Genomic DNA, 25,623 nt, shown 5'->3' on the forward strand with positions numbered 1-25,623 from the left:
AACGGGAATTGCGCAGGATCAGAAGCCGGTCAGAAGGGTGTCGATTGCGCGCATGATGGCATGATGATGATGCAGCATGGTCACGGGATTTTTCAGCAGGCGAGAATGTACCGCGCCGGCCAAGTGCGTGGCCATCATCAGGCGCTCCCCATCTATGTCAAAACAAGGATGCAATGCGGGCAAAGCCGCGGGCATAGTGCCTGGATGCAATAATGGGACTACCAGCCGGGTTCCCAGATGATCGACATAATCGCTTTGGCAGTCGAGCACCAAGCTGTCATCCGGCAGACGATATACGCCGAACCGCGCCATCAAAATTGCCGGTATTTGTCGAGCGGCAACTCATTATTTTCGGCCCAAACATTCCAGGCCGCGATCGCTTCCTTATTATCCTCTTGCCAGCGCCGCCCCCGTTCCGCTGCGATTTCCTTGCGCAGCGCCTCTTCGCAGGCACGCGACAGGTTGATGCCCAATGCCTTAGCATCGGCCACAAGATCGACGTCCAGCGACAGGTTCGTCGCCTTGCGCGTGGCAATATGTTCGTGCTTGGTCATAATCGACTCCCGCATCAGATATGCGCATGAATATACGCATGACGCATCAACGCGGCAAGTAGCGTCCATCCGGATCGGCGACGATCTCGGCAGCGAATTCCGCGCTGATCCAGTCGCGAAAGGCCTTCACCTTGGGCGTGTTGCGGGCGTGGGGCGGGTAGACGATCCAGTAGCTTGCCTTGTCGCGCACATAGGATGGCACGGCTTCGACCAGCAGGCCCGCTTCCACCTCCGCGCGCCAGAACAGATGGGTCAGGATGGCGATACCCTGCCCGGCCATGGCCGCCCGCCCCTCCATCACCTGGCTGTCGAGCGCGATGGCGGGCGGCCCGCCCCTATCGCTCGCCTCCACGCCCATAGCCGTCAGCCAGTCATGCCACCAACTGTCCTCCGGCGACAGACGCGGCAAAGCGAGCAAGGCGCCGGCGTCCGCGATGGGGCTATGGCGCGCGAGCCAGCCGGGGCTGCACATGGGCACAAGCCGGCTGTGCGTCAGCAGCTTCGCCTCCAGCCCCGGCCATTCCCCCTTGCCGCCGCGAATGGCGAGGTCCACGCCGTCGCGGGCCAGATCGACGATCGTGTCATTCGCCTGGATGCGCACGGCCAGATGGGGATGGCGCATCTGAAACGCGCCGATCCGGGGCGCCAGCCACAGATGGGCAAAGCTGTTGGTGCAGCTGATCGTCAGCACCGCCGAATGATCCTGCGTCAGGGCGGCAAAGCCGGCGCGCATCTGGTCGAAGGCGCGGGTCAGGATCGGCGCGATCTCCCGTCCCTTTTCGGTCAATATCACCTTGCGCCCGACGCGCTGGAACAGGCTGATGCCCAGCCGCTCCTCCAATAGCTTCACCTGATAGCTGACCGCCGCCTGGGTCATGCCCAGTTCCTGCGCGGCGACGGTGAAATTTTCCAGCCGGGCTGCGGCTTCAAACACACGAATGGCGGACAGGGGCGGTAGGGTTGACATGGGGCCATTCAATAAGCTGAGCTTATCTGGGGCGTCCAGCCTTTTGTTGGCGAACCCGGACCCGGTCCGGCAAAAGCCAGAGCGCGGACATGATGTTCAACGTCCGCCCCCGCCTCGGAAAGGACGGCATCATGCGTGACGAATATGACGACCGGCTGTGGAATGACGGCCGCGAACATGCCAACCATGGCATCGATCAACTGATCGCCGCTATCATGCAGGCATTCCGGGCGCTGCATCGCGTACAATGGACATCGCCCTGGAGCGAGAGCCGCGCCAGCGACCGCACCTGCCGCTATTAGGAATTTGCTGCGATTGCGAGAAGAGGGGTTGCGGTTTCGTCCGGACACGCCACTCTTAAAGGCGTGACCGATACCCTTCTTACCTCCATCGCCCTTCCCGCTCCTCCCACTGCGCTGCTGGACGGCGCGGCGCTGTTCCTCGATTTCGACGGGACATTGGTGCCGCTGGCCGACACGCCCGATGCCGTCCATGTCGACGATGAACTGCTGTCCATGCTAACGCGACTGCGCGACCGGCTGGACGGGCGGCTGGCGATCGTCAGCGGCCGGTCGATTGCGACGTTGCGTGACCTGGGCTTTGGCGATTTCCTGATGTCCGGCACCCATGGGCTGGAATTCGCGCATCCCGGTGAAGACGTGAAGGCCCCGCCCCGCCTGCCCGCGATCGACGCGGTGGAGGCCGCCTTCAACGATTTCGTCGCCGACAAGCCGGGCCTGCTGGTCGAACGCAAATCCATCAGCGTGGGCCTGCATTTCCGTGGCGCGCCGATCTGGGGCGAAGCGGCGGGCGCGCTCGCCGACCTGCTGGCGCGCGATCATGGGCTGGCGCTGCAACATGGCAAGATGCTTTACGAATTGCGCCCCGGCGGCGCGGACAAGGGCAGCGCGCTAACCGCTTTGATGCAAGAAGCGCCGATGGCCGGCGGCATCCCCGTCTTCATCGGCGACGACGTCACCGATGAAGAAGGCTTTGCCGCAGCGGCGCATTTGGGCGGCGCCGGCATATTGGTCGGCACGCCGCGCCCGACATTGGCGTCATTCTCTTTGGAACAGGTTGCCGCCGTCAGGCATTATCTGATGGAGGGGGCGGCCGGATAGATTTCCGGAGCCCTTTTTTGTGACCAACAAATTGGGGGCAGACCGATCCAAGCAGCAAGCGAATCCATCCTGGCCGGATCAGAGCGCACGCTCGACCTCTGGCCCGTCGGCAATTGCCAGGCGTCCGCGTTGATCGACCGCATGGGCCGCATGGTCTGGGCCTGCGTCCCGCGTGTGGACGGCGACCCGGTCTTTTCCGCCCTGCTGGACGACAAGCCATGGGACGATCCGCAATCGCGCGGCTTCTGGGCCATAGAGCTGGAAAATTGCGTCGCGGTCGAACAACATTATATCCGCAACACCCCCATCCTGGTCACGCGCCAGAGCGATGCGCAGGGCAATGCGATCGAGATTCTGGATTTCTGCCCGCGCCACCGGCACAAGGGCCGCATGTACCGGCCGGTCGCCTTCATCCGCATCGTGCGGCCGGTGGCAGGTTCTCCCCGCATCCGCGTCAAATTCCGCCCCACGACCAGCTGGAATGGCGAGAAGGTGCCGATCAGCTATGGTTCCAACCATATTCGCGTCGTCCTGTCCTATATGGCGATGCGCGTGTCCACCAATGCGCCGATCGGCCTGATCAGCCAGGAAAGCTGGTTCCGGCTGGAGCAGGACGCCCATTTCTTCATGGGACCGGACGAGGGTTTTTCCGACGCGCTGCGCCCCGCGATCGAGCGGATGCTGGACGACACGATCCACGAATGGCAGCTGTGGGTCCGAAGCCTGGCCATTCCCGCCGAATGGCAGGAAGCCGTCATCCGGTCCGCCATCACGCTGAAACTGTGCCAGCATGAGGAAACCGGCGCGATCGTCGCCGCGCTCACCACCTCCATCCCCGAACATGCCGACAGTGGCCGAAACTGGGACTATCGCTACTGCTGGGTGCGCGACGCTTATTATACCGTCGAAGCACTGAACCGGCTGGGCGCGCTGGACGTGCTGGAATCCTATCTTGTCTACCTCCGCAATATCGTCGATGGCGCCAAGGGCGGGCATATCCAGCCGCTCTACGACGTACGCGGCAATGCGACCCTGACCGAGTGGGAGGCGGAAAGCCTGCCCGGCTATCGCGGCATGGGCCCGGTGCGCGTGGGCAACGCGGCCTATGAACAGATACAGCATGACGCCTACGGCCAGATCGTGCTGTCCTCCGTGCAGGGCTTCATCGACCAGCGGCTGCTGCGCATGGCCGGCCATGCCGATTTCGAGGCGCTGGAGGCGGTCGGCGAACGCGCCTGGGCGGTCTATGACCAGCCTGACGCAGGCCTGTGGGAATTGCGCACCCGCGCCCATGTCCACAGCTATAGCGCGGTGATGTGCTGGGCGGCGTGCGATCGCCTGGCCCATGCCGCCGTCGCGCTCGACCTGCCGCTGCGCGCCGCCCATTGGGAAAACCGCGCCGAAACGATGAAGACGCGCATTCTTGAGGCATCCTGGCGGGAGGATAGCCAGGCCATATCCGCCAATTTCGAGGATGATGCGCGCGATGCCTCCCTGCTCCAATTGCTGGACCTGCGCTTCCTGACCGCCGACGATCCGAAATTCATCGGTACGCTGGCCGCCCTGGAGGCGGATCTGCGCCGGGGCAACGACATGCTCCGCTACAGCGCGCCGGACGATTTCGGCGAGCCGGTGACGGCGTTCAACGTCTGCACCTTCTGGCTGGTCGAGGCGCTGCATCGCAGCGGCCGGCGTGAGGAAGCGCGCGAATTGTTCGAGGAAATGCTGTCCCGCCGCACCGCGGCCGGGCTGCTGTCCGAAGATATCGACCCCGTCAGTGGGGAATTATGGGGGAACTATCCCCAGACCTACTCATTGGTCGGCATCATCAACTGCGCCGTCTTGCTGAGCAAACCGTGGAGCGCCATGCGTTGAGCCGTCTGATCGTCATATCCAACCGGGTCAGTAGACCCAGCAAGACCGGCAACCAGGGCGGCCTGGCCGTCGCTTTGTCTCAGGCCCTGCGCGAAAGCCGGGGCATCTGGGTCGGCTGGTCGGGCGAAGTGACCGACAATTTCACCGGCCATATCGGCTTTGCCGAAGATGAAGGCGTCAAGACCGCGACGATCGACCTGGAAGAACAGGATGTCGACGAATATTATAATGGCTATGCCAACAAGACGCTGTGGCCGCTCTTCCATTTCCGCATCGACCTGGCCGAATATGCCCGCGATTTCGAGGGCGGCTATAATCGCGTCAACAAGCGTTTTGCGGAGACGGCCAGCCCGCTGATCGAGCCGGAAGACGTCATCTGGGTCCATGATTATCACATGATCCCGCTGGGCCAGATGCTGCGCGACAAGGGGTTGAAGAACCGCATGGGCTTCTTCCTCCACATCCCCTGGCCGCCCACCCGCCTGCTGGTGTCGCTGCCCCATCATAGCAAGCTGGTCAGCACCCTCTTCGCCTATGACGTCGTCGGCTTCCATACCGAGGAATGGCTGGAATCCTTCCGCCATTATGTGGAGCGGGAAATGGGCGGCAAGGTAGACGGCGATTTCGTCACCGTGGGCGATCGCACCATTCAGGCGGTGGCCTGCCCCATCGGCATCAATGCGCAGGAATTTGCGCAGGCCGCAACCAGCGACGCGGCCAACGAAATGAGCACATTGGTGCGCGCGTCGTTGCAGAACCGCACCATGATCGTCGGCGTCGACCGGCTGGATTATAGCAAGGGTCTGGAAGAACGGTTCAACGGCTACACCCGTTTCCTGAAGGATCATCCCGAACATCATCGCAAGGTCGTGCTGACCCAGATCGCGCCGCCGTCACGGGGCGAGGTGGAAAGCTATCAGCAGATCCGCGCCACGCTGGATTCGCTCGCAGGACGGCTGAACGGCGAATATAGCGATGTGGACTGGACCCCGATCCGCTACGTCAATCAGGGCTATCCGCGCGACAAGCTGGCCGGCATCTATCGCGGCGCGAAGATCGGGCTGGTGACGCCGTTGCGCGACGGCATGAACTTGGTCGCGAAGGAATATGTCGCGGCGCAGGATCCCGAAGACCCCGGCGTGCTGATCCTGTCCCGCTTCGCCGGCGCGGCGATGCAGCTCAAGGACGCGCTGCTCATCAATCCCTACAGCCCGGAGGAAATGTCCGACGCGATCCTGCGCGCGCTGGCCATGCCGCTGGACGAGCGCAAGCGGCGCTGGCGCGCGATGATGGACAGCGTGGAGCAGCAGGATATCAGCTGGTGGCGCCAATGTTTCACCGGCCGGCTGATGGCGGTCGGGCGTGAGGGCGAACCGGCGGAGGTCGAGGAAGTGACCGAATGAGCCAGCAGGTCCGGCATCTGAGCGTCAGCATCGCCGCGCCCTTCGAGCGCGCCTATGCCTTCGCTCGGCAGCCGGACAATTTCCCGCGCTGGGCGGCCGGTATGTCCACGGCCCTCCATCATGACGGCGACCATTGGGTGGCGGATACGCCGCAGGGACAGGCGGTGGTGCTGTTCACGCCGCCCAATGATTTCGGCATACTCGACCATCATGTTCAGCTTGCGGGGCAAGACGATATCTATATCCCGCTGCGCATGATCGCCCATGGCACGGGCACCGAAGTGATCTTCACCCTGCTGCGCCAGCCGGCCATGGACGACGCCGCGTTCGAGGCGGATGCGCAGGCGGTGATCGCCGACCTCCACCGGCTCAAGGCACTGCTGGAAGATGAAGGCGTCGGTTGAGTGTTGCCGCCGCTCCGTTTAGGCAGCCGCCATGCATAGCGACGATGAAGACGAACCGCGCGGCCTCCTGCCCGCCATCCGCGCCCAATCCGGCGTCATATTGGGCGTCATTGGCCTGATCGGCTGGTGCGCGATGATCTGGTTCATGTTCGGGGACGTGCTTTAGGGGCGGATTTCCCACCGAGCATCGTTGAACATCGGGCAGAGTTTGGAGAGGCCGTTCTGGCCCGGAAAGGCGCCCATGTTCGATCGTCGCAATTTCCTCGGTTCCGCCGTCGCTGCGTCCATCGCCCATCCGGTCGGCGCGCAGGCGCTCAAGGCCGTGCCGCTGCCCGCCGCCGACCTGCATGGCCGGGATGAGGACGCCTATTGGAAGGCGCTGCGGGCGCAATTCCTGATCCCGTCCGACGTCGTCAACCTGAATGTCGGCACGGTCGGATCATCGCCGCGCCCCGTGCTGAAGGCGATTTTCGACGGTTTCGCGCAGACCGAACAGATGACGCAACCCGGATCGGAGGATTATCCGATCTGGGGCTATGGATCATGGGACCAATATCGCAGGCCCTTCGCCGATTTCATGGGCGCGCGGGTCGAGCAGATGGCGATCCTGCGCAATTGTACCGAAGCGAACAGCTATGTCGCCAACGGCTTCGACATGAAGGCCGGCGACGAGGTGCTGATCAGCGACGAGGAACATGGGTCGGGCGAAATGCCATGGATGCTGCGGTCACGCCGCTATGGCGTGGTCGTCAAGAAATTCGCCATGCCAAAGCCGCCCAAAGATGCTGCGGAGATATTGAACCGGATCAACGACGCGATCACGCCCCGGACGCGGATCATCTTCGTCAGCCATATCAGCACGTCGACCGGGGTCGTCCTGCCGGCCAAGGAGATTGCGGCGCTGGCCCGGTCGAAGGGGATCGTATCGGCGTTCGACGGCGCCCATGCGCCGGGCATGATCAAGTTCGATCTCAATGACATAGGCTGCGACCTTTACACCGGATCCATGCATAAATGGCTGTTCGCGACGAAGGGCACCGGCTTCCTCTATCTGCGCGACAAATCGATCATGGACCGCGTGTGGAACACGATCGCAACCGGCGGCTACGACGATCCGACACGGATGGCCGACCGCTACATGCAGATCGGATCCTCCTGCATCCCGACGCTGATGGGCCTCAATGCCGCGGTCGATCTGGCCAACAACATTGGCATGGACCGGATCGAGGCACGCAACCGGATGCTGTGCGATTATATCCATGCCGAGATGATGAAGCGGGGAGCTGAAGACTGGACCTCGCCCGACCCGGCGCTGCGCGGCGCGATCGCCACGGTCAATGTGCCCCCGGTGCAGCGGATGGAATTGCAGGACTGGCTGTGGACCCACCACAAGGTGCGCATTCGCGGCGGCAACCCCAGCAAATTGCGGCTTGCGACCCCCTATTTCCTCCGCAAGGCCGATATCGACCGCTTTCTGGGCCTGTACGACGAATTTCGGAAGATGAAGGGCATCGCCTGAGCCCCTTCTCCCCTTGGGGGAGAAGGATATGGAGCCTTACGAGCGCAGCGAGTTAGGCGAAACTGGAAGAGCGGGCCAGCGCTGCGCCATCTCTCTCTTACAGCTTCGGCCAAGGCAGCACGCTGTGAAGCCTTCGCATCCCTCTCCTCCTCTGGGGACAGGGAGCAGGGCACAATTGCACCCCCGCCTACTTTGCTCTATGGGCCGGCCAAGCAGCCCCGGCACCCGCTGATCCTCTCCGATTCGCGTTTGCCGGGGCGTAATGTTTTCTAAGATAAGACAGGAACGCGCATGGCCCGTCGCCGCCAGATCTACGAAGGCAAGGCAAAGATCCTTTATGAAGGCCCCGAGCCCGGCACGATCATCCAATATTTCAAGGATGACGCCACCGCCTTCAATGCCCAGAAAAAGGGTACGATTTCCGGCAAGGGCGTGCTGAACAACCGGATTTCCGAGCATATCTTCACCCTGCTCGGTCAGATCGGCGTGCCGACCCACTTCATCCGCCGCCTCAACATGCGCGAACAGCTGGTTCGTCAGGTCGAAATCGTGCCGATCGAAGTCGTGGTGCGCAACGTCGCCGCCGGATCGCTCAGCAAGAAGCTGGGCATCGAGGAAGGCACGCAGTTGCCTCGCACGCTGATCGAATATTGCTACAAGGACGATGCGCTGGGCGACCCGCTGATCTCCGAAGAGCATATCGCCTGCTTCGGCTGGGCCACGCAGGAAGAGATGCACGACATCGCCGACATGGCGATCCGCATCAACGATTTCATGTGCGGCCTGTTCGCCGGCATCGGCATCCGCCTGGTCGATTTCAAGCTGGAATTCGGTCGTCTGTATGACGGCGATTACAGCCGCGTCATCCTGGCCGACGAAATCAGCCCCGATGGTTGCCGCCTGTGGGACATGGCGACCAACGAGAAGCTGGACAAGGATCGCTTCCGCCGCGATCTGGGCGGCGAAGTCGAGGCTTATCAGGAAGTTGCGCGCCGCCTTGGCCTGCTGCCCGAAGGGCTGGACACCACCGTCCTCGACCTCGACACGCATCGCAAGAAGCGCGAAAAGGACTGAAGATAGAAAGGCCGGCCACAGCGCCGGCCTTTTTTTCCCCCGCCTAACCCTTCCCCCGTTCGGGCTGAGCCTGTCGAAGCCCCTTATACCAGAATGCGATGACACTGGCTCATAAGCCAGTTCCCCGGCGCAGGCCGGGGTCCAGTTCTGAGCGCGGGACTGGACCCCGGCCTGCGCCGGGGAACGTCTGAACCATAGGTTCCCACCATTGCTTGTTGGTATAAGGCTATGTTGAACGCTACGCCATCAGCGCATCGACGATCAGCTTGAGGCCGAGCAGCACCATCAGCACATAGATGAGCGTGTAGAAACGCGCCGCGTCCACCCGGCGGACCAGCGCCACGCCGGCAAAGGTCGCGCCGATCGCGACGGGCGCCAGCATCGCCGTCGCCATCAGGTTGCGCGTGGTGAATTGCCCCAGCGCGGCATAGGCCGGCACCTTCATCCAGTTCATCGCTGCGAACGCCACGGCCGTGGTCCCGACCAGCATGTCGCGCGGCAACCGCTTGGGCAGCACCCACATCTGAAAGGGCGGCGACCCGGCATGGGCGATCTGGCTGGTAAAGCCGCTGCCGATGCCGAAGAGGAAGCCCATCCAGTCGGGCGAGTTGGACGGCAGCACGATCGCCCCGCCCCGCTCGACCCAGAGCCGTTGCAGCCCGAACAGCATCGAAATGGCGCCCAGCGCGCCCAGCACCGTGCTTTCGGACACCTGCGCGGCGAAGACATAGCCCAGCCCCACGCCCACCGCCATGCCGGGCAGCATGACCTTCAGGATATGGCCGTCCCAGCTTTTGCGGAACGCCCAGACGCTGACCACATCCTGCAGGATCAGGATCGGCAGCATGATCGCCGCCCCGCGCACCGGATCGACCCCCAGCGCCATGATCGGCATCGCCAGTGCCCCCGCCCCGGCAAAGCCACCCTTGGCCAGGCCGGATATGACGACGGCGACGATCGCGCAGGTGAAATAGAGCAGGTCCGGGTTCATCTCGCTCGTCTAGGGGATGGGCAGGCGAGTGGGAATGGGGGAATTGGGTGGTTGCGAGACGGTCCGATTTTTAGCCCTCTCCCGTTTTTCACGGGAGAGGGTTGGGTGAGGGTCTTCTCTTTCTAAGGCTTGGAAGCAACCTTCGACAAAGAAGGAAGACCCTCACCGACATCGACTAGGCAGCAAGCTGCCAAGTCTCCGTAGCCTCTCCCGTGAAAACGGGAGAGGAAGAGCAAATCGTCCGCTTGTGGTCGTTACCAGCCATCGCGCCGCACACGCGACACGCCGCTACCAATGTAGGATTTTATCTGATCTATCCTGTCGGATGACCGTCCCGCACCACCCCACGCCGTGCCATCCTGGCGGAAATGCCCCCGGTCGCCGTGACCCACCTGTCGCATGTTCGTCGCGCTGTTGTGACCTATGTGGCGCGTCACTGACGCGTGCCAGCCGCGCCGCAGGTGCGGCCCTGTGGCATGGGCGGCGCAGTTCGTCTTTTTTCAGGCAGTTTCCCCGTCCCAGTGACGGTGTGAACTTTGCCCCGCCTTGCGACCGTGACCCTGCAATGACCTTGAAGCTGCGACTCAGCCATGCATGCAGAACGCCGGCCGCCTCACCGCTGCGCGCGATATCCGATCAGCAGGCCGAAGGCGAAGGATGCGAGCAGGGCCAGCCGGACTTTCCCGTCCGGGTCATGATAGCCCACCGCCTGCTCTCCCCATGCGAACAGCCCGACAAACATCGCCAGTGCCAGCCCGGACATCCTGCCTGTTTCCTTTTTCGAACCTGCCCGTCATCATAGCGACATGGTGGCTAAGAAAGTCATAATGGCTTGCCTCCGCGCGTCGCCGCGCCTAGGGGGTGCGGCAAAGTTTGGCCGTGCGCGATCGCCCGGCGCCAGTCGATTCCAAGGAGTCCGCCTCTCATGAAAGCCCGCATCTTCGTCACCCTCAAGGGCGGTGTCCTCGATCCGCAGGGTCGTGCGATCCAGCATGCGCTGAGCGGCCTGGGCTTTGACGGCGTCAATGACGTGCGCGCCGGCAAGCTGATCGAACTGGACCTGGCCGACGGCACCAGCGACGAGGATATCGACGCCATGTGCCGCAAGCTGCTCGCCAACACGGTGATCGAAAATTATCGCATCGAAAAGGTCGCCTGAGCCATGAAGAGCGCCGTCATCGTCTTTCCGGGCAGCAATTGCGACCGCGACCTGGCGGTGGCGTTCGAGGCTGCGACCGGAAGCAAGCCGGAGATGATCTGGCACCGCGACACCGACCTGCCCGACGACATCGACCTGATCGGCGTGCCCGGCGGTTTTTCCTATGGCGACTATTTGCGTTCCGGCGCGATGGCTGCGCGCTCGCCGGTGATGCAGGCCGTGGCCAAGGCCGCCGACCGTGGCGCCTTCGTCCTCGGCATCTGCAACGGTTTTCAGGTGCTGACCGAAAGCGGCCTGCTGCCCGGCGCGCTGTTGCGCAATGCCGGCGGCCATTTCGTCTGCCGCGACGTCGCCCTGACTGTCGAGAACGCCCAGAGCGCCTTCACCAGCCTCTATGACGCGGGCGAAGCGATCACCTATCCGGTGGCGCATCATGACGGCAATTATTTCGCCGACGACGCGACGCTCGACCGGCTGGAAGGCGAAGGCCGCGTGGCGCTGCGCTATGCGGAAAGCGTCAACGGATCGGCCCGCAACATCGCCGGCATCCTGAACGACGCCGGCAATGTGCTGGGCATGATGCCCCACCCCGAACGCGTGATCGAGGCGGCCCATGGCAAGACCGACGGCCAACGCCTGTTCAAGGGGATCGTCGAAGGGCTGCTGGCGCGGGCATAAGCCCCCCTTCCTTATCGGCATAAAAAAGAGCGCCTCCTTCGGGAAGGCGCTCTTTTTTATGTCCTACAGCGGCCGTGGCAGCCTATCAGCCGCCCCGATGATAATCATAGTCGACCGCGCGCCCCTGCTGCTTGGTCAGAATGGCGCCGATGATCGCACCGCCGCTGCGCCGCAGACGCTCCACCGCTGCGCGCAGGCCGCCATGATGGTTGCGGCCCCATTCGACCACCAGCAGGCTGCTCTGCGCCTTGGCCGCCAGCAACAGCGCTTCGCCTGTGCCAAGCAGCGGCGGCGCGTCGATCAATACCGTATCATAGCCGTCGCGGACCGAGGCCAGCAGCCCGTCGAGCGCCGGGGTGGACAGAAGTTCGGAAGGATTGGGCGGCAATGTGCCGCAGGGCAGCAGCGCCACGCCGGTCACGCCGGTGGGCACGATCACGTCCTGCGCAAGCGCCTGCCCCGTCAGCACTTCGCTGATACCGCGCGCGGGCGACAGGCGGAACAGGCGATGCTGGGCCGGGCGCCGCATGTCGCCATCGATGACCAGCACCGATTTGCCCAGCCCCGCCAGCGCCAGCGCCAGGGCGTGCAGGGTCAGCGACTTGCCTTCCCCCTCCTGCGCGCTGGTGACGAGGATGGAGCGCGGCAGGCCATCGGCCGACGCCAGCAACAGCGACGATGCAATGGGCGTAAAGATCTCCGGCGGTTGCGGGTTATCGCCCGTCACCGGCACAGCGCCCAACAGCGGCAAGCCGACCCGTTCAGCCAGCGTGTCGGCGGATGTCACGGCATCGTCGAACATATGACGCGCCGCCACCAGCAACAGGCCCAGCGCCATGCCGCCCAGCGATGCGAGCAGCAGGATGCGGCCGATCCGGGGAGAGAAAGGCTTGGTCGGCACCGCTGCGCGATCGAGTGGCTGAATACGCCCGGCCTGGAAACCCGCCTGCGATGCCATGTCGCGATAGCGCTGCAACAGGCTGTCATGCAGCATGCGATAGGTGTCGACCGATCGTTCCATGATGCCGACCTGAACGTCGCGGCCCTGCTCCGCCTGCGCCAACTGCTCCAACTGGGCGATTTCCTTGGCGATCTGATCCTCGCCGCGCTTGGCCACATTATATTGCTCACGCAGCGACGCTCGGATGCTGTTGGCCATGCTATCGGCCTGCTCGTCCAGCGCCACCAATCGGGCGCGGGCCTCGCGCATTTCGGGGTGCGCGTCCTTGCGGAACTGCCGTTCCTCGGCAATCACGGCGCGGGCCTGCGCCCGTTCCGCGATAATCTGCTGCATGGCGCCATTGCCCAGCACTTCGGGCAAGGTGTCCGCGCTGGATTGACGCGCGCTTTCCCAGCGCTTCTGCGCGGCGATCCGATCGGCCACAGCTTGCGCGCGATAACCGTTGAGTTGTGCAAGCCGCGTCGCAACCGATCCGTCGGGCAATGCCGGCTTTGCGGGTGTCTTGGCGGGCTTGTCGCCCTCGCCTTCCTTTTCTTCGGAAGGCAAAGCGGCGCCGTTGCGAGCAGCATAGACGGCCAGATCGCGCTCTGCCCGCGACAGGTCGTTGCGCGCACCATCCAGTTCCCCAAGCAGGAACCGACGCGCCTGCACGCCGGATTCGAAGCCGCGCTTCAGGTCGGCACGGATCAGGCTGTCGGCATAGCTGTTGGCGATCCGGGCGGACAAGACGGGGTCGGCGCTGACGAAGCTGATGCGCAACACCCGCGACTTGCCGGGCAGCTGCACTTCCAGATTTTCGCGCAGCAGACGCACGACCATGTCCTGCTCCACTTGCCGCTGCGACAGGGTGCCGCCCCCCTGGGTCGGCCGTTCACGGTCCATACCCTTGAAGAAGGTCGGCGTGCCGACCAGCGCCAGCGATCGCGAAACCTCTTCGGCCAAGGCACGGCTGCGCAGCACCTCCAATTCGGTCTGCATCAGGCTTTCGGTGTCGTTGGCGGCACTGGCCCGCTGCGCTGCCGGAGCGCCCGCCGCACCTGCCGGCACATCTTCCACCTCGACCGATGCGGTGGCGCGATAATCCGGGGTCGATGTCAGGATGACGATCGCACCGGCCAGCAGGCTGAGGGCCAGAGTGACGAACAGGATGATCCGATGGCGCCGCAGCACCAGCCAGCCATAGCGGATCGCGGCGGACAAGCGGGCGTTCAGGCCCGTGCCATCATCGGCGGGAAGCGTAAGGGGCGCCATCATCGTCCTCCGTCCAGCGCGATGAAGCCGGTGGCGATCGCCGGCACGGCCAGCAATGCGCCGCCCAATATCGCCTTGGCGCGCGACAGGCCGACGATGACCCGGTCGCCCGGCAGGATTTCGGGATCGGGCGCCTTGCCCTTGCGAATGGCGGCAAGGTCGAACAGGGCGGCCTGCCGTTGGCCATCCAATTGACGCACGACGACCACCTGATTGAGGCCTGCGAGCCGGGTCGGCCCCTTGGCGAGTGCGACGGCCTGCAACAGGGTCAGCCGTCCTTCCACGGGATAGAGGCCGGGTTCGCGCACTTCGCCGTCCAGCGTGACGCGGCGACCCACCGCCTTCTTCACGAACAGCGTGACCTGCGGCGATACGAGATAGCGCTGGCCAAGGCGCCCAGCGACGACGTCCGCCGCTTCGCCCGATGTCAGGCCGGCAACCGATATGTCGCCGACCAGCGGCATGCGAACCATGCCCGTGGCGGTTACTTGCGCATCCTCCAGCGACAGGTCGGGCTCATGATAGACCTGGATGCGCAGCACATCGTCGGGCGCGATACGATAATCCATGCCGACGGCCGGAGCAGGCGGGATGGCGGCATAGGCGGCTTCGCCCCGCGGCGCATCCTCGACGGTCGAGCAAGCGCCCAGCAGCCCAAGGCCGGCAAGCGCGCTGATCGATCGATTGATGCTGTTTTTGCGCTTCATCCCGGCTTTTGCCCCGTCAAGACCCAGTCGAGGCCGGGGGTTAACGGGGCAGCGCGGGGATGGCAACCGAAGACGGGATGGGTCGAACACCCCGCCCCTGCGCCAGAGGGCGCGTCAGAGCGCGAGGCGACCGGGCGCAGGCTGCGCCACGCGGCGCGGTTGATCGGGCCAGATTCCCCTGGTGTCGTAGACAGCCTTGCCGGCGCGTTCGTCGACGGGGACAGATTTGAACATGTCATGATCCACAAGAATGACGAAGACGCCACATTGTTCCAGAGCCGTATCGAGATCGATCAGTTCGGCGCCGGTTCCGGCAAATTCCATCGGCAGGTCGCGCGCATAGGGTTCGACCAGCTTGATGCGGCGACCATAGCGGCGGGCCAGACGCGCGGCGACCTTCACCGCCGGGCTTTCGCGGAAATCATCGATATTGGCTTTGAAGGCGAGGCCGAGGCAGGCGATGTCCTGATCGCCAAATTCGTCGATCAGGTCGGACGCCTTGGCCACGACATAATCGGTCTTGCCGTCGTTCACTTCGCGCGCGGTGCGGATGATGCGGGCATTTTCCGGATCGCCATGGACGATGAACCAGGGGTCGACCGCGATGCAATGGCCGCCGACGCCGGGACCGGGCGACAGGATGTTGACGCGCGGATGTCGATTGGCGAGGCGGATCACCTCCCACACGTCGATGTCCATATTTTCGGCGATCACCGACAATTCGTTGGCGAAGGCGATGTTGACGTCGCGGAAGCTGTTTTCGACCAGCTTGACCATTTCGGCCGCGCGGGCAGTCGTCGTGATGCAGGCACCGCGCACGAACTGGCGATAGAAACCCAGCGCCTTGCGCGCACAGCGGGGCGTGATGCCGCCGATGCAGCGATCATTGTCGATCAGCTCGACCAGAATGCGACCGGGCAGAACCCGTTCGGGGCAATAGGCGATGGCGATATCGCCAGCGACGCCGGTGCCGGGCATTTTGAGGTCCGGGCGGATCGTGCCGATCACGTCGCGCATCGCTTCGGTCGTGCCGACAGGCGAGGTGGATTCCAGGATGACGGTATCGCCGGCTTTCAGCACCGGGGCGATGGTGCGGGCGGCCTTCAGAACATAGCTGATGTCGGGCGCGCGATCTTCCGACACGGGGGTCGGAACGGCGATGATGAACACATCGCTTTCCTCGACCTCAAGGCTGGCGCGCAGATTTCCGCGCGCGACCACGCCCTGCACCAGGCCGTCCAGATCGACTTCCTCAATATGGACGCGGCCCGAATTGACCGTTTCCACCACATGGGCGCTAACGTCCACACCCACAACCTGCGCGCCGCCACGGGCGATCAGGGCGGCGGTCGGCAGGCCGATATAGCCCAGGCCAATGACGGAAACCTTCTGCTTGGCATCAACGGGCATAAGGCGGGCAATCCTTGTAACGGTGAATTTGCCCGCATTTCTGCCCGATAATGCTGAAGATTTCGGTAACGCTGGGCGAAACCGGTCGCTTGTCCGGCCTTAGCGGTAACGCGGCGAAGGCTGGCGCGCCATGTGCATGGGCGAACGCACGACGGGGGTGGTGATGATCTTGGTCTTCATCAGGGTGCGGATGCGTTCCGCGCCATCGGGATTGAGCAGAACCACGCGCGTACCGCCCGACGTCAGCGTTTCGATGGTGGAAATGGCAATCGCATGTTTCGTGCACAGCGCCGTCACATCATCCTGCGACGCATTAAGGTTGATGGCGCGGCTCATGCGGACAGGCTGCACGAAATGGAGGCGATCGAAATGGTCATGAGACAAGCTCCTTGCTTGGCAAGCGGGAGCGCGAATTTGTCTCTCGGTCGGAGCGAATGCTTGCGGGCAGATTTCGCGGCGATGCCACGCTCTAGCAGATGGTCGCCGGACCGTCGCGGCTTTTATTCCCCGCCTTGCCCCGACCCGATGACCGCCGCGATTCGCGCTGCCGCTTTCCCGTCCCCGAACGGGTTATGCGCGCGCGCCATCGCCTGATAGGCGTCGTCATCATCCAGCAAGCCCAGCACTTCACGGACGATGAGCGTGCGATCGGTGCCGACCAGCTTGGCGGTTCCGGCCTCCACGCCTTCGGGCCGCTCGGTGGTTTCCCGCATGACCAGCACCGGCTTGCCGAGCGAGGGCGCTTCCTCCTGCACGCCACCGCTGTCGGTCAGCACCAGATGGCACAGGTCGAGCAGACGTACGAAATGAGGATAGTCGAGCGGCTCGATCATCGCGACATTGGGCAGGTCGCCGAGCACCGCGTCCATCACCGGACGGACATTGGGATTGGGATGGACGGGGAAGATTACCGCCACGTCGGGGCGTGCGGCGATATCGGCGATGGACCGGGCGATCGCTTCCATGCCGCCGCCGAAATTCTCACGCCTGTGGCTGGTGACCGCCACGATCCGCTTGCCTGCAAAGCGCGCCGCCAGATCATCAAGGCCACTGGCCAGTGTCGGCTCCGCCAGCACCCGGACGCGGGTGGCGAGCAGCGCGTCGATCACCGTATTGCCGGTGATGTGGATGCTCGCGGCGTCACGGCTTTCCTTGAGCAGCGCATCGGCCGCCGCCTGGGTGGGAGCGAAATTCATGTCGGCGATGCAGGCGACGACGCGGCGGTTCACTTCTTCCGGCCAGGGATGGTGAATGTCACCGCTGCGCAAACCGGCCTCGACATGGGCGACGGGGATTTTGCGATAATAAGCGGCGAGGCTGGCGACCATGGTGGTCAGCGTGTCACCATGGACGACGATACGGTCGGGCTTTTCGGCATCGAACGCCTTGCCCAATTCCACGATCAGCTTCGCCGTCAGCCCGTCCAGCGTCTGGTTCGGCACCATCACGTCCAGGTCGATGTCCGGCACGATGCCGGCGATCGCCAGCACCTGATCCAGCAGGCCACGATGCTGCGCCGTCACGATCACCCGCGTATCGATGCCCGGCTGCGCCCGCAGCGCATGGACAACCGGGAACATCTTGATCGCTTCGGGCCGTGTCCCGAATACCAGCGCTACCTTCACATGCGTTCCTTTGCCTGAACCCTTCATCCCGCCTGTGACAGAAATTGGTGACCAGCCCCTAAACGATGTGCCAAGATAACGATGTGCCAGGATAAAGTGACTGTGCGTTGACGGAAGGAAGGCCGCATGAACGACGATATCATCAAAGCCCGCCCCCGCCTGCATCACTGGCTGATCGCGGCGGCGATACTGTTCCTGATGGGGATCATCGTCCCGCTGTTCGCCGCCTTCATCTGACGACCGCAGATCAGGCCTTGATCTTCCACCCGCGCCGCAACAGCGTGTAGCACAGGCCACCCAGCACCAGATTGAGGCCGAGCAGCACGCTGCTGGCCGCCAGCACATTCACGTCCGCCGCCGCGACGAAGCCATAGCGGAAGCCGGAGATGATGTAGAAAAAGGGGTTGGCGTGGCTGATCGCCTGAAACAGCGGCGGCAGGCGGTCGATCGAATAGAAGGTACCCGACAGCAGGGAGAGCGGGCTGATCACGAAATTGGTGATTGCCGCGCCATGATCGAATTTCTCCGCCCAGATCGACGTCAGTACGCCAAGAAAGGCGATGAAGCTGGTGCCGAGCAGGCCGAACCACAGCACCGCCCACAGATGCGCCGGCGTCACATGCACGCCCGGCCATAGCGCCATGGCGCCCCATAGTGCGAAGCCGACGAACACTGCTCGGGTCACTGACGAGGCGACCAGCGCGAACAGCAATTCGCCCACGGCGATAGGCGGCATCAGATAATCGACCAGCGTCCCTTGCACCTTCCCCACCATCAGCGCGAAGCTGGCATTGGCAAAACAGGCGTTGATCATGCCCATGATGATGAGGCCCGGCGCGATGAAGTCGGCGAAAGGCACCGCCTCTCCGCGCAACGCCACCGTCCGCCCGCTGCCGCCCAGCGCAACGATGAAGATGATGAGGAACATCAGCGTCGTGATGGCCGGCGCCCATACCGTCTGAAGCTGTACCTTCATGAAGCGGCGCACTTCCTTGGCATAGAGCGCCCAGGTGCCGGCCCAGTTGATATTGCGGATCTGCGGCACGCCCGGTTCGGCAAAGGGGGGCTGAACCGCAGGGGCGGCATGAATTTTGGGCTGGTCGTTCATGGTCGGATCGACTATCGGCTGGTCCGTTGTGCTGCAAGGGGAAAGGTCCAAGGATTTGAACCTGCGGCGCTCGCTTCCCATATAGGAAGCTAGACGAGATTTGTGAGGAGTTTTTCATTGTCCTGGACCGACGAGCGTATCGACCAGCTCAAGGGGATGTGGGAGCGCGGACTGACCGCCAGCCAGATCGCCGACGAACTGGGCGGGGTCAGCCGTAATGCGGTGATCGGCAAGGCGCACCGCCTGGGCCTGCAGTCCCGCCCTTCGCCCGTGAAGGCGAATGAGACGCCCAAGAAGGCGGCCGCCCCTGCCCCGCGCAAGCCCGCGCCGACGCCGGAAGTGGAAGCGCCCCGCGCCGCCGCACCGGTGCCGCCCGCGCCCGCCGCACCTGTTCGCGCGCCCGCTGCCGCTGCGCCGGCCGCACCTGCCGCTCCGGCGCCCGCACCGGCCGCAGCTGCTGGCGACGACGCGCCGACGCCTGCACCCCAGCCGCGTATCATTTCGGTCGGTCCCGGCGGCTTCCTGCGCCAGGGTCCGGGCGATCAGCAGGCGCCCATCCCGCCCGCGCCGCCGCGCCGCCTGGTGCCGGCCAAGCCGAGCGCCGAAATTGCCGACAAGACCAGCCTGCTCGATCTGACCGAGCGGATTTGCAAATGGCCGATGGGTCATCCGGGCGAAGCGGATTTCCATTTCTGCGGTGAAACGGTGAACCCCGGCTTCCCCTATTGCGTGGAACATTGCGGCCGCGCCTATCAGGCCCAACTGCCGCGCGGCACGCGCCGCCCGCCCCCGCCGCTGCCCTTCGGTGGCCCGCGGGTGCGTTGACAGCTTCGAACAGATAAAAAAAGCCCGGTTTCCTTCTGGAAACCGGGCTTTTTTTGTTAGAAGCGGAAGCTGGTGGTGACCATCACGCTTTGCGTATCGAACTTGTCGCCGCGATTGATGCTGGCGCCGCCCGACGGCGTGAGGCGGAAGGGATTGGTGGCCGGCGCGGTGCCTGCACCCACATCGACGCGATAGTCGCCGACATTATAGCGGGTCCACAGATAGCGAGCGCCGATCGAGAAATTGTTCGACACCTTGGCTTCTATGCCGCCGCCCATGGTGTAGCCCCAGCCATCTTCCTTCCGATCGACCTCGGTAAAGCTGTTGGCGCCGTTGCTGGTGCTGAAATTATTCTTCACCTTCGCATAGGCCAGACCGCCAGTGATATAGGGCATGATACCGCCGCTGGTGGTGTAGCCGAGCCGTGCGCGCAGATTGGCATTATAGTCGATGCTGCGACGCATGGTGTAAAAAGCCGGCGTGGTCGAATATTCGGTCACCTTGTCGTCGATATAGGCTTGGCCTGCTTCGGCCACGACGCCCGCGACGATGTTGCCGAACTGGCGATCATAGCCGACATGGCCCATCCAGCCGATCGCATTCTTGTCGCCCTTACAGCCGCTGGCCGGGGTCGATCCACGGGCCGCGCCACCGCAAGTGCCGGGCGAGAAGGCGTTGGCGCCGGTTGAGGTGCGGATGACATCGTCATAATCGCCATCGGCGTCAGCGTCGAAACGCATATGTTCGCCACCATCCTTCTTCTGCCAATTATAGCCGAAGGATCCGCCGATATAGGGACCGGTCCAATCGACGGGAGCGCTATCCTGCGCAGCGGCCGGCATCGCCAGGGCGAGCGCGAGGGTAGCGCCAAGCGGCGCGATCAGGGTCAATTTCAAGGGTATGTCTCCTCACCAGATGTGGAGAGATACGCTCCACATTCCCGGCAGTAACGACCCGGACCTCCACTTTGTTGCAGCGCACTTTGTTACATATGATTGCGGCTGTGGCTCTTGTGCAACGCTTGCACCCGCCGCCCGTCCGCTTATAGCTTGAAACATGTCCGAAGACCTGTTCGCTGCCAACACCCCCGCCACGACGCAATATGACGCCTCGACCATCGAGGTGCTGGAAGGATTGGAGCCGGTCCGGCGCCGCCCCGGCATGTATATTGGCGGCACCGACGAGCGCGCCCTACACCATCTGGCCAGCGAAGTGCTGGACAACAGCATGGACGAAGCGGTGGCGGGCCATGCGACGCGGATCGAGGTGACGCTGGAGGCCGGCAACAAGCTGACCATCACCGACAATGGCCGGGGTATTCCGGTCGATCCCCATCCCAAATTTCCCGGAAAATCGGCGCTGGAGGTTATCCTGACCACGCTCCATTCGGGTGGCAAGTTCGAAGGAAAGGCCTATGCCACCTCGGGCGGCCTGCATGGCGTCGGCATTTCGGTGGTCAACGCGCTATCGACCGACACGGTGGTCGAAGTGGCGCGGAACAAGGAATTGTTCCGCCAGAAATTCTCCCAGGGACTTCCCGTCACGACGCTGGAAAAGGTCGGCGCGGCGCCCAACCGGCGCGGTACGCTGGTCAGCTTCGTGCCCGATACAGAAATTTTCGGGGAACAGAAATTCAAGCCTGCACGCCTGCATCGTCTGGCCCGGTCGAAGGCCTATCTGTTCGCGGGCGTCGAGATACGCTGGAAATGCGCGCCGGAACTGATCAACGACGACACGCCCGCCGAAGCCGTCTTCCAGTTTCCCGGCGGGTTGGCCGACCATCTGAAGGAACAGGTGGGCGATCGCGATTGCGCGACCAGCGTATTCTTCTCCGGCAATCAGGATTTTCCGAGCGAAGCCGGGCGCGTCGAATGGGCTGTCGCCTGGCCGCTCTGGTCGGACGGCAGCTACAGCTGGTATTGCAACACCATTCCGACGCCCGATGGCGGCACCCATGAGGCGGGCTTGCGCGCGGCGCTGGTGAAGGGCATCCGCGCCTTTGCCGACCTTGTCGGGCAGAAAAAGGGCAAGGATATCACCGCCGACGACATCATGACGTCGTCGGAGATCATGCTGTCCGTCTTCATTCGCGATCCGCAATTTCAGAGCCAGACCAAGGATCGCCTGACCAGTCCGGACGCCGCGCGCCTTGTCGAAAATGCGGTACGCGACCATTTCGACCATTATCTGACCGACCATATGGACCGGGGCAAGGCGCTGCTCGCTTATGTACTGGACCGGATGGACGAGCGCCTGAAGCGCAAGCAGGAGAAGGAGGTCAAGCGCAAGACCGCGACCAACAGCCGCAAGCTGCGTCTGCCCGGCAAGCTGACTGATTGTTCGAACGACGATCCGGAAGGTGCTGAAATCTTTTTGGTCGAAGGCGATTCTGCCGGCGGTTCGGCCAAGCAGGCGCGCGATCGCAAGACCCAGGCGATCCTGCCGCTGCGTGGCAAGATCCTCAACGTCGCCTCAGCAAACAACGCCAAGATATTGGCAAATCAGGAAATTGCCGACATGATCCTGGCGCTGGGCTGCGGCACGCGCAAGGATTGCAACCCGGATCACCTGCGCTATGAGCGTATCGTCATCATGACCGACGCCGATGTCGACGGGGCGCATATCGCCACGCTGCTGATGACCTTCTTCTTCCAGGAAATGCCGGAATTGGTGCGGCGCGGGCATCTCTACCTCGCCCAGCCGCCGCTCTATCGCCTGGTGGCGGGCGGCAAGAGCCTTTACGCCAAGGACGACGCCCATCGCGAAGAGCTGCTGCGCAAGGAGTTCAAAGGCAAGAAGGTCGATATCAGCCGCTTCAAGGGCCTGGGCGAAATGAACCCGATGCAGTTGCGCGAAACGACCATGGACCCCAAGACGCGCATGCTGATCCGCATCACCCTGCCCGACGATATCGAGGATCGGCAGCAGGTCCGCGATCTGGTGGACCGGTTGATGGGAACCAATCCGGCGCATCGCTTCGCCTTCATCCAGGAAAATGCGGCGGCAGTGGACGAGGAAGCGATCGACGCATGACGATCCATACCGAACGGATGTAGATGTGCGCCTCTGGTCGATCCTGCTCAGCCTGATCCTGACGGCAATACCCATGCAGACATCCGCCGGCACCACCCCGCCCTATCAAAGCCGTGCCGCACAATTGCTGCATATGCTCGCGGCGCCCGGTGGAGAAACGGATTTCTTCTCCACCCTCTTCCTGGATGCGGTGCCGGTGAATCGCTGGCGCGCCATTGCCGCGGATTTGCGCACCCAACATGGCGCGCCGCTGAGCCTGGGCGCTGTGCGGACCGACAGTCCGACCGCAGGACAAGTCGAGATACGCTATGAGCGCGCCACGGTGGGCTTTACTTTGGTGGTTGCGCCGCAAGCGCCCAATCTGGTCGTTGGCCTGCATATCGTCGGCGCACGCACCGCCGATGACAGTTTTGACAAAGTCATGGCGGAGATCGCGGCCCTGCCTGGCACCACTGCCTTTGCCATTGCCCGGCTGGGCAACGGAGCGCCTGCATTGTTGCACGCCCATCGGGCCGATGTGCAGATGGCGACCGGCTCCAGCTTCAAACTTTATCTGCTCGCCGAAATCGCCCGCGCGGCGGCGGCGCGGGAACGGCGCTGGGGCGATGTCGTGCCGCTTGGCCCGAAAAGTTTTTCCGGGCGTTTGATGGGCTGGCCCGACCATGCGCCGATGACGCTGCACAGTCTGGCCACGGCGATGATCGCCGAAAGCGATAATAGTGCCAGCGACACGCTGCTCTTCGCGCTCGGCCGGGCGAAGGTCGATGCTATGATGGCGGCGACCGGCCATGCCGATGTGGACAAGGCGCTGCCGATCCTGACCACCGCCGAAGCGTTTGCGTTGAAGATGCCGGCCAATGCGGACCTGCGCCGCCGTTATGAAGAAGCCGCGCCAGCCATGCGCCGGACGCTGCTGCGCACGGCGGCGGCGCGGCTGACCGCAGACAAGGTCGATGTGGGCAGCGTCGCCGAAATGCCGACCGCGATCGACAGTATCGAATGGTTTGCCTCGTCACAGGACATGATCGGCCTGCTCGACTGGTTGCGGCGCCATGGTGGCGATGCCCTGCCCATCATGGCCGTCAATCCCGGCATCGCGCCGGCCGATGCCAAACGCTGGCGCTATCTGGGCTATAAAGGCGGCAGCGAGCCTGGCGTCATGGCGATGAACATGCTGGCGCAGGGCAGAAACGGGGCCTGGTATGCGGTCAGCGGCAGTTGGAACAACAGTGCCGCGCGGGTCGAGGAAGGCAAATTCCTGACGTTGATGACGCGGGCGCTCAACCTGCTGGCGGAATAGCAGGCGCTTGCGGCTGGTTCAGCCATTCCAATGCTTCGTCCATTCCCATGAATATGCGCACTCTGGGATGGACCAACGTTCTTTCCGCCTGCGCCCGGTTCAACTGACTGCCCACTACGACCGCAGTCCGCCCGCTGGTGAAGGTCATGCCCCCGCGCATGATGTTGGCGAGCAAGTCGGCCACGTCATTTGCCTGCACCGGGAAATCGAACGATTCGACTATGACGTTGAAATCGTCGCGGATGGTGCTGGCTTCACGCGCTTTCGACCCTACTTCCGCCGCAAGCGCGACCACATTATCCGCTGTCCAGAAGCCCGCAACTTTGATGGTCAGCCGGTTGGTCGTGCGATCATAATCGACTTGAAACATCAGATTCCCGAGATGCAAATTTGTAGTTATGCCGCCGGCCTGTCTTGCTCGCCAACGTGCTGGTCCAGTTACAGCTGCCTTATGCAGTCAGGGCTTCCACCAGCGCCTTGACCTTCTTTTGCCGCCATTGGGGCAGCGGAGCGATCAACCAATAGGCGAGCAGGGTCGGGACGGTATCGCCCACCTGCCGCACGCGGCCGGCCGTCAGATCGGCCTGCGCCAGCAACAGCGGCACGCGCGCGCGGCCAAAGCCGTTTGCTGCCGCTTCGATCGCCAGACCGCCATCGGCGACGCGGATGATCGCCGGCTTGTCACCCGACGGGCATCCGGGCCAATCGATGCGATGGTCGGGACCGCCCGCCGCCGCCTCGACCGTGACATAGGCTGCTTCGCCGATCTTGATGCCCTCATGCTCGCCCGCGCCATCGCTCAGGCGCAGGGCGATATCCAAATTGGCCTCAGTGAAATCCAGTGCCTCGTCGGCCGATATCAGCTGGAAGGTCAGATCCGACTGGCTGGCGGCATAAGTGGCAAGACGCGGCTGGAGCCATTTGGCGGTGATGTCGCGCGGGGCCGCGATGGTCAGCGCATTGCTGGACTGGCCCGCCTGCATCGCGCGAACCGCCTCCTCAAATTCCAGGAAACCGGCGCGCAGGGCATCCAGGCCGGCTTCGGTTTCCGGCGTCAGTTCCAGCCCCTTGGGCGTGCGGCGAAACAGGACGACGCCCAGCATATCTTCCAGCGCGCGAATCTGCTGACCTACAGCTGCCGGCGTCACCGCCAGTTCGTCCGCCGCGCGGGTGAAAGAGAGGTGCCGCGCCGCCGCATCCAGCACGCGCAGGCCATTCAAGGGCAAATGAGTCCGCTTCATTCGGCCACCGCCGGCGGCGCGATCAGGGCGAAATGGGGGATGGCGACATCGAACGTCTCGCCGCCTGCACCGATCATGCGATAGCTACCCTTCATCGATCCGGTCGGCGTATTGAGAGGGCAACCCGATACATAGTCATAGCTTTTCCCCGGCTGCACCACCGGCTGTTCACCGACCACGCCATCACCATCCACCACATGCTGAGCGCCGCGCCCGTCGGTGATGATCCAGTGGCGGGTCAGGAGCTGCACCGGCTGATCACCCTGATTTTCGATGCGGATATGATAGGCCCAGAACCAGCGGCCCCGGTCTGGCTCCGACTGTTCGGGCAGGAAGGTCACCGCGACATGGACAGTGACGTCCCGCGTGGTCGCGTGAAAAGGGAAGAGCGCAAGTACAGTCATGTCTCAGAAATGC

At 63.5% G+C, this 25,623-nt stretch carries 28 protein-coding genes; 13 read left to right on the top strand and 15 right to left on the bottom strand.

The genetic code is table 11. The features are described 5' to 3' along the window. Positions 1-18: 18 nt before the first annotated feature. The 3 genes from F4U94_RS06030 to F4U94_RS06040 are packed head-to-tail and all read right to left on the bottom strand — an operon-like array spanning position 19 to position 1,521. Complete coding sequence (locus F4U94_RS06030) at positions 19-312, bottom strand: CcdB family protein (protein ID WP_120249956.1); 294 nt, start codon at positions 310-312, stop codon at positions 19-21. Further along, positions 312-554, bottom strand: a complete 243-nt coding sequence (locus F4U94_RS06035; RefSeq protein WP_120249955.1) for a type II toxin-antitoxin system CcdA family antitoxin — start codon at positions 552-554, stop codon at positions 312-314. The genes F4U94_RS06030 and F4U94_RS06035 overlap by 1 nt, the downstream gene beginning before the upstream one ends. A 46-nt stretch (positions 555-600) precedes the next feature. Then, a complete protein-coding gene (locus F4U94_RS06040; protein ID WP_120249954.1) occupies positions 601-1,521 on the bottom strand; it encodes a LysR substrate-binding domain-containing protein in 921 nt (306 codons plus the stop codon). A 131-nt stretch (positions 1,522-1,652) separates the two neighbouring features. On the opposite strand from F4U94_RS06040, the gene F4U94_RS24310 reads away from it, so the two are divergent. The 8 genes from F4U94_RS24310 to purC all read left to right on the top strand — a co-directional run bounded on the left by F4U94_RS24310 (position 1,653) and on the right by purC (position 8,917). After that, a complete protein-coding gene (locus tag F4U94_RS24310) occupies positions 1,653-1,823 on the top strand; it encodes a hypothetical protein (RefSeq protein ID WP_170271908.1) in 171 nt (56 codons plus the stop codon). A gap of 63 nt (positions 1,824-1,886) precedes the next feature. Next, positions 1,887-2,642, top strand: a complete 756-nt coding sequence (gene otsB, locus F4U94_RS06045; protein ID WP_172598759.1) for a trehalose-phosphatase — start codon at positions 1,887-1,889, stop codon at positions 2,640-2,642. Positions 2,643-2,711: 69 nt separating this feature from the next. After that, positions 2,712-4,517, top strand: a complete 1,806-nt coding sequence (locus F4U94_RS06050) for a glycoside hydrolase family 15 protein (protein WP_269462539.1) — start codon at positions 2,712-2,714, stop codon at positions 4,515-4,517. Continuing rightward, complete coding sequence (gene otsA / locus F4U94_RS06055; protein WP_150411869.1) at positions 4,514-5,920, top strand: alpha,alpha-trehalose-phosphate synthase (UDP-forming); 1,407 nt, start codon at positions 4,514-4,516, stop codon at positions 5,918-5,920. The genes F4U94_RS06050 and otsA overlap by 4 nt, the downstream gene beginning before the upstream one ends. Further along, a complete protein-coding gene (locus tag F4U94_RS06060; RefSeq protein WP_120249952.1) occupies positions 5,917-6,324 on the top strand; it encodes an SRPBCC family protein in 408 nt (135 codons plus the stop codon). Before otsA ends, F4U94_RS06060 begins: the two co-directional genes overlap by 4 nt. A 31-nt stretch (positions 6,325-6,355) precedes the next feature. Then, positions 6,356-6,490 (top strand): hypothetical protein, encoded by a 135-nt coding sequence (locus F4U94_RS25340; RefSeq protein ID WP_269462528.1) that lies wholly within the window; start codon positions 6,356-6,358, stop codon positions 6,488-6,490. A gap of 75 nt (positions 6,491-6,565) precedes the next feature. Then, entirely contained in the window at positions 6,566-7,843 is a 1,278-nt protein-coding gene (locus F4U94_RS06065; RefSeq protein WP_120249951.1) for an aminotransferase class V-fold PLP-dependent enzyme, read from the top strand. Positions 7,844-8,134: 291 nt separating this feature from the next. Next, the gene (gene purC / locus F4U94_RS06070) at positions 8,135-8,917 is read left to right on the top strand and encodes a phosphoribosylaminoimidazolesuccinocarboxamide synthase (protein WP_120249950.1); all 783 of its coding nucleotides are present in this window, start codon (positions 8,135-8,137) and stop codon (positions 8,915-8,917) included. 238 nt (positions 8,918-9,155) lie between these two features. Here purC and F4U94_RS06075 read toward each other — a convergent pair whose 3' ends face one another. Then, positions 9,156-9,908, bottom strand: coding sequence for a sulfite exporter TauE/SafE family protein (locus F4U94_RS06075; RefSeq protein ID WP_120249949.1), 753 nt, complete (start codon positions 9,906-9,908; stop codon positions 9,156-9,158). Positions 9,909-10,521: 613 nt separating this feature from the next. Next, the gene (locus F4U94_RS24315) at positions 10,522-10,671 is read right to left on the bottom strand and encodes a hypothetical protein (protein WP_170267502.1); all 150 of its coding nucleotides are present in this window, start codon (positions 10,669-10,671) and stop codon (positions 10,522-10,524) included. 162 nt (positions 10,672-10,833) lie between these two features. Between F4U94_RS24315 and purS the strand changes: the two genes are divergently transcribed. Further along, a complete protein-coding gene (purS, locus tag F4U94_RS06080; protein WP_056694119.1) occupies positions 10,834-11,067 on the top strand; it encodes a phosphoribosylformylglycinamidine synthase subunit PurS in 234 nt (77 codons plus the stop codon). A 3-nt stretch (positions 11,068-11,070) separates the two neighbouring features. Next, a complete protein-coding gene (gene purQ / locus F4U94_RS06085) occupies positions 11,071-11,745 on the top strand; it encodes a phosphoribosylformylglycinamidine synthase subunit PurQ (RefSeq protein ID WP_120249948.1) in 675 nt (224 codons plus the stop codon). An 85-nt stretch (positions 11,746-11,830) separates the two neighbouring features. On the opposite strand, the gene F4U94_RS06090 is transcribed toward purQ, so the two are convergent. The 6 genes from F4U94_RS06090 to F4U94_RS06115 form a co-directional block, all read right to left on the bottom strand. After that, on the bottom strand, positions 11,831-13,960 hold the full coding sequence (locus F4U94_RS06090; RefSeq protein WP_120249947.1) for a GumC family protein: 2,130 nt from the start codon (positions 13,958-13,960) through the stop codon (positions 11,831-11,833). After that, entirely contained in the window at positions 13,957-14,664 is a 708-nt protein-coding gene (locus F4U94_RS06095) for a polysaccharide biosynthesis/export family protein (RefSeq protein ID WP_120249946.1), read from the bottom strand. Before F4U94_RS06095 ends, F4U94_RS06090 begins: the two co-directional genes overlap by 4 nt. A 114-nt stretch (positions 14,665-14,778) precedes the next feature. Further along, positions 14,779-16,074, bottom strand: a complete 1,296-nt coding sequence (gene wecC / locus F4U94_RS06100) for a UDP-N-acetyl-D-mannosamine dehydrogenase (RefSeq protein WP_120249945.1) — start codon at positions 16,072-16,074, stop codon at positions 14,779-14,781. Positions 16,075-16,173: 99 nt separating this feature from the next. Continuing rightward, entirely contained in the window at positions 16,174-16,410 is a 237-nt protein-coding gene (locus F4U94_RS06105; RefSeq protein WP_120249944.1) for a hypothetical protein, read from the bottom strand. A 164-nt stretch (positions 16,411-16,574) separates the two neighbouring features. Next, positions 16,575-17,699 (bottom strand): non-hydrolyzing UDP-N-acetylglucosamine 2-epimerase, encoded by a 1,125-nt coding sequence (gene wecB, locus F4U94_RS06110; protein WP_120252036.1) that lies wholly within the window; start codon positions 17,697-17,699, stop codon positions 16,575-16,577. A gap of 247 nt (positions 17,700-17,946) precedes the next feature. Continuing rightward, positions 17,947-18,807 (bottom strand): ABC transporter permease, encoded by an 861-nt coding sequence (locus F4U94_RS06115; protein ID WP_120249943.1) that lies wholly within the window; start codon positions 18,805-18,807, stop codon positions 17,947-17,949. Between the two features lie 117 nt (positions 18,808-18,924). Here F4U94_RS06115 and F4U94_RS06120 point away from each other — a divergent pair, with 117 nt between their 5' ends. Beyond that, the gene (locus F4U94_RS06120) at positions 18,925-19,632 is read left to right on the top strand and encodes a GcrA family cell cycle regulator (protein WP_120249942.1); all 708 of its coding nucleotides are present in this window, start codon (positions 18,925-18,927) and stop codon (positions 19,630-19,632) included. A gap of 56 nt (positions 19,633-19,688) precedes the next feature. Here F4U94_RS06120 and F4U94_RS06125 read toward each other — a convergent pair whose 3' ends face one another. Beyond that, positions 19,689-20,528, bottom strand: coding sequence for an outer membrane protein (locus F4U94_RS06125; RefSeq protein ID WP_120249941.1), 840 nt, complete (start codon positions 20,526-20,528; stop codon positions 19,689-19,691). Positions 20,529-20,688: 160 nt separating this feature from the next. Here F4U94_RS06125 and parE point away from each other — a divergent pair, with 160 nt between their 5' ends. Both parE and F4U94_RS06135 read left to right on the top strand, forming a co-directional pair. Further along, a complete protein-coding gene (gene parE / locus F4U94_RS06130; protein WP_120249940.1) occupies positions 20,689-22,665 on the top strand; it encodes a DNA topoisomerase IV subunit B in 1,977 nt (658 codons plus the stop codon). 25 nt (positions 22,666-22,690) lie between these two features. Next, positions 22,691-23,965 (top strand): serine hydrolase, encoded by a 1,275-nt coding sequence (locus F4U94_RS06135; protein WP_232015926.1) that lies wholly within the window; start codon positions 22,691-22,693, stop codon positions 23,963-23,965. Here F4U94_RS06135 and F4U94_RS06140 read toward each other — a convergent pair. From F4U94_RS06140 to apaG, 3 genes are all read right to left on the bottom strand, one after another. Continuing rightward, a complete protein-coding gene (locus F4U94_RS06140; protein ID WP_120249939.1) occupies positions 23,946-24,335 on the bottom strand; it encodes a hypothetical protein in 390 nt (129 codons plus the stop codon). The two genes, F4U94_RS06135 and F4U94_RS06140, sit on opposite strands and share 20 nt — an antisense overlap. A 79-nt stretch (positions 24,336-24,414) precedes the next feature. Then, positions 24,415-25,206: a LysR family transcriptional regulator gene (locus tag F4U94_RS06145; protein WP_120249938.1), complete on the bottom strand. Its 792-nt coding sequence runs from the start codon at positions 25,204-25,206 to the stop codon at positions 24,415-24,417. Then, on the bottom strand, positions 25,203-25,610 hold the full coding sequence (gene apaG / locus F4U94_RS06150) for a Co2+/Mg2+ efflux protein ApaG (RefSeq protein WP_120249937.1): 408 nt from the start codon (positions 25,608-25,610) through the stop codon (positions 25,203-25,205). The genes F4U94_RS06145 and apaG overlap by 4 nt, the downstream gene beginning before the upstream one ends. Positions 25,611-25,623: the final 13 nt, after the last annotated feature.

It is taken from the genome of Sphingobium limneticum (assembly GCF_008710155.1).
GTDB lineage: Bacteria > Pseudomonadota > Alphaproteobacteria > Sphingomonadales > Sphingomonadaceae > Sphingobium > Sphingobium limneticum.

Bases quoted from the DNA above. Each gene is read 5' to 3' on its own strand.
- F4U94_RS06030 (WP_120249956.1), bottom strand. From the start codon at position 312: ATGGCGCGGTTCGGCGTATATCGTCTGCCGGATGACAGCTTGGTGCTC.
- F4U94_RS06035 (WP_120249955.1), bottom strand. From the start codon at position 554: ATGACCAAGCACGAACATATTGCCACGCGCAAGGCGACGAACCTGTCG.
- F4U94_RS06040 (WP_120249954.1), bottom strand. From the start codon at position 1,521: ATGTCAACCCTACCGCCCCTGTCCGCCATTCGTGTGTTTGAAGCCGCA.
- F4U94_RS24310 (WP_170271908.1), top strand. From the start codon at position 1,653: ATGCGTGACGAATATGACGACCGGCTGTGGAATGACGGCCGCGAACAT.
- F4U94_RS06060 (WP_120249952.1), top strand. From the start codon at position 5,917: ATGAGCCAGCAGGTCCGGCATCTGAGCGTCAGCATCGCCGCGCCCTTC.
- F4U94_RS25340 (WP_269462528.1), top strand. From the start codon at position 6,356: ATGCATAGCGACGATGAAGACGAACCGCGCGGCCTCCTGCCCGCCATC.
- F4U94_RS06065 (WP_120249951.1), top strand. From the start codon at position 6,566: ATGTTCGATCGTCGCAATTTCCTCGGTTCCGCCGTCGCTGCGTCCATC.
- purC (WP_120249950.1), top strand. From the start codon at position 8,135: ATGGCCCGTCGCCGCCAGATCTACGAAGGCAAGGCAAAGATCCTTTAT.
- F4U94_RS06075 (WP_120249949.1), bottom strand. From the start codon at position 9,908: ATGAACCCGGACCTGCTCTATTTCACCTGCGCGATCGTCGCCGTCGTC.
- F4U94_RS24315 (WP_170267502.1), bottom strand. From the start codon at position 10,671: ATGTCCGGGCTGGCACTGGCGATGTTTGTCGGGCTGTTCGCATGGGGA.
- purS (WP_056694119.1), top strand. From the start codon at position 10,834: ATGAAAGCCCGCATCTTCGTCACCCTCAAGGGCGGTGTCCTCGATCCG.
- purQ (WP_120249948.1), top strand. From the start codon at position 11,071: ATGAAGAGCGCCGTCATCGTCTTTCCGGGCAGCAATTGCGACCGCGAC.
- F4U94_RS06090 (WP_120249947.1), bottom strand. From the start codon at position 13,960: ATGATGGCGCCCCTTACGCTTCCCGCCGATGATGGCACGGGCCTGAAC.
- F4U94_RS06095 (WP_120249946.1), bottom strand. From the start codon at position 14,664: ATGAAGCGCAAAAACAGCATCAATCGATCGATCAGCGCGCTTGCCGGC.
- wecC (WP_120249945.1), bottom strand. From the start codon at position 16,074: ATGCCCGTTGATGCCAAGCAGAAGGTTTCCGTCATTGGCCTGGGCTAT.
- F4U94_RS06105 (WP_120249944.1), bottom strand. From the start codon at position 16,410: ATGAGCCGCGCCATCAACCTTAATGCGTCGCAGGATGATGTGACGGCG.
- F4U94_RS06115 (WP_120249943.1), bottom strand. From the start codon at position 18,807: ATGAACGACCAGCCCAAAATTCATGCCGCCCCTGCGGTTCAGCCCCCC.
- parE (WP_120249940.1), top strand. From the start codon at position 20,689: ATGTCCGAAGACCTGTTCGCTGCCAACACCCCCGCCACGACGCAATAT.
- F4U94_RS06140 (WP_120249939.1), bottom strand. From the start codon at position 24,335: ATGTTTCAAGTCGATTATGATCGCACGACCAACCGGCTGACCATCAAA.
- F4U94_RS06145 (WP_120249938.1), bottom strand. From the start codon at position 25,206: ATGAAGCGGACTCATTTGCCCTTGAATGGCCTGCGCGTGCTGGATGCG.
- apaG (WP_120249937.1), bottom strand. From the start codon at position 25,610: ATGACTGTACTTGCGCTCTTCCCTTTTCACGCGACCACGCGGGACGTC.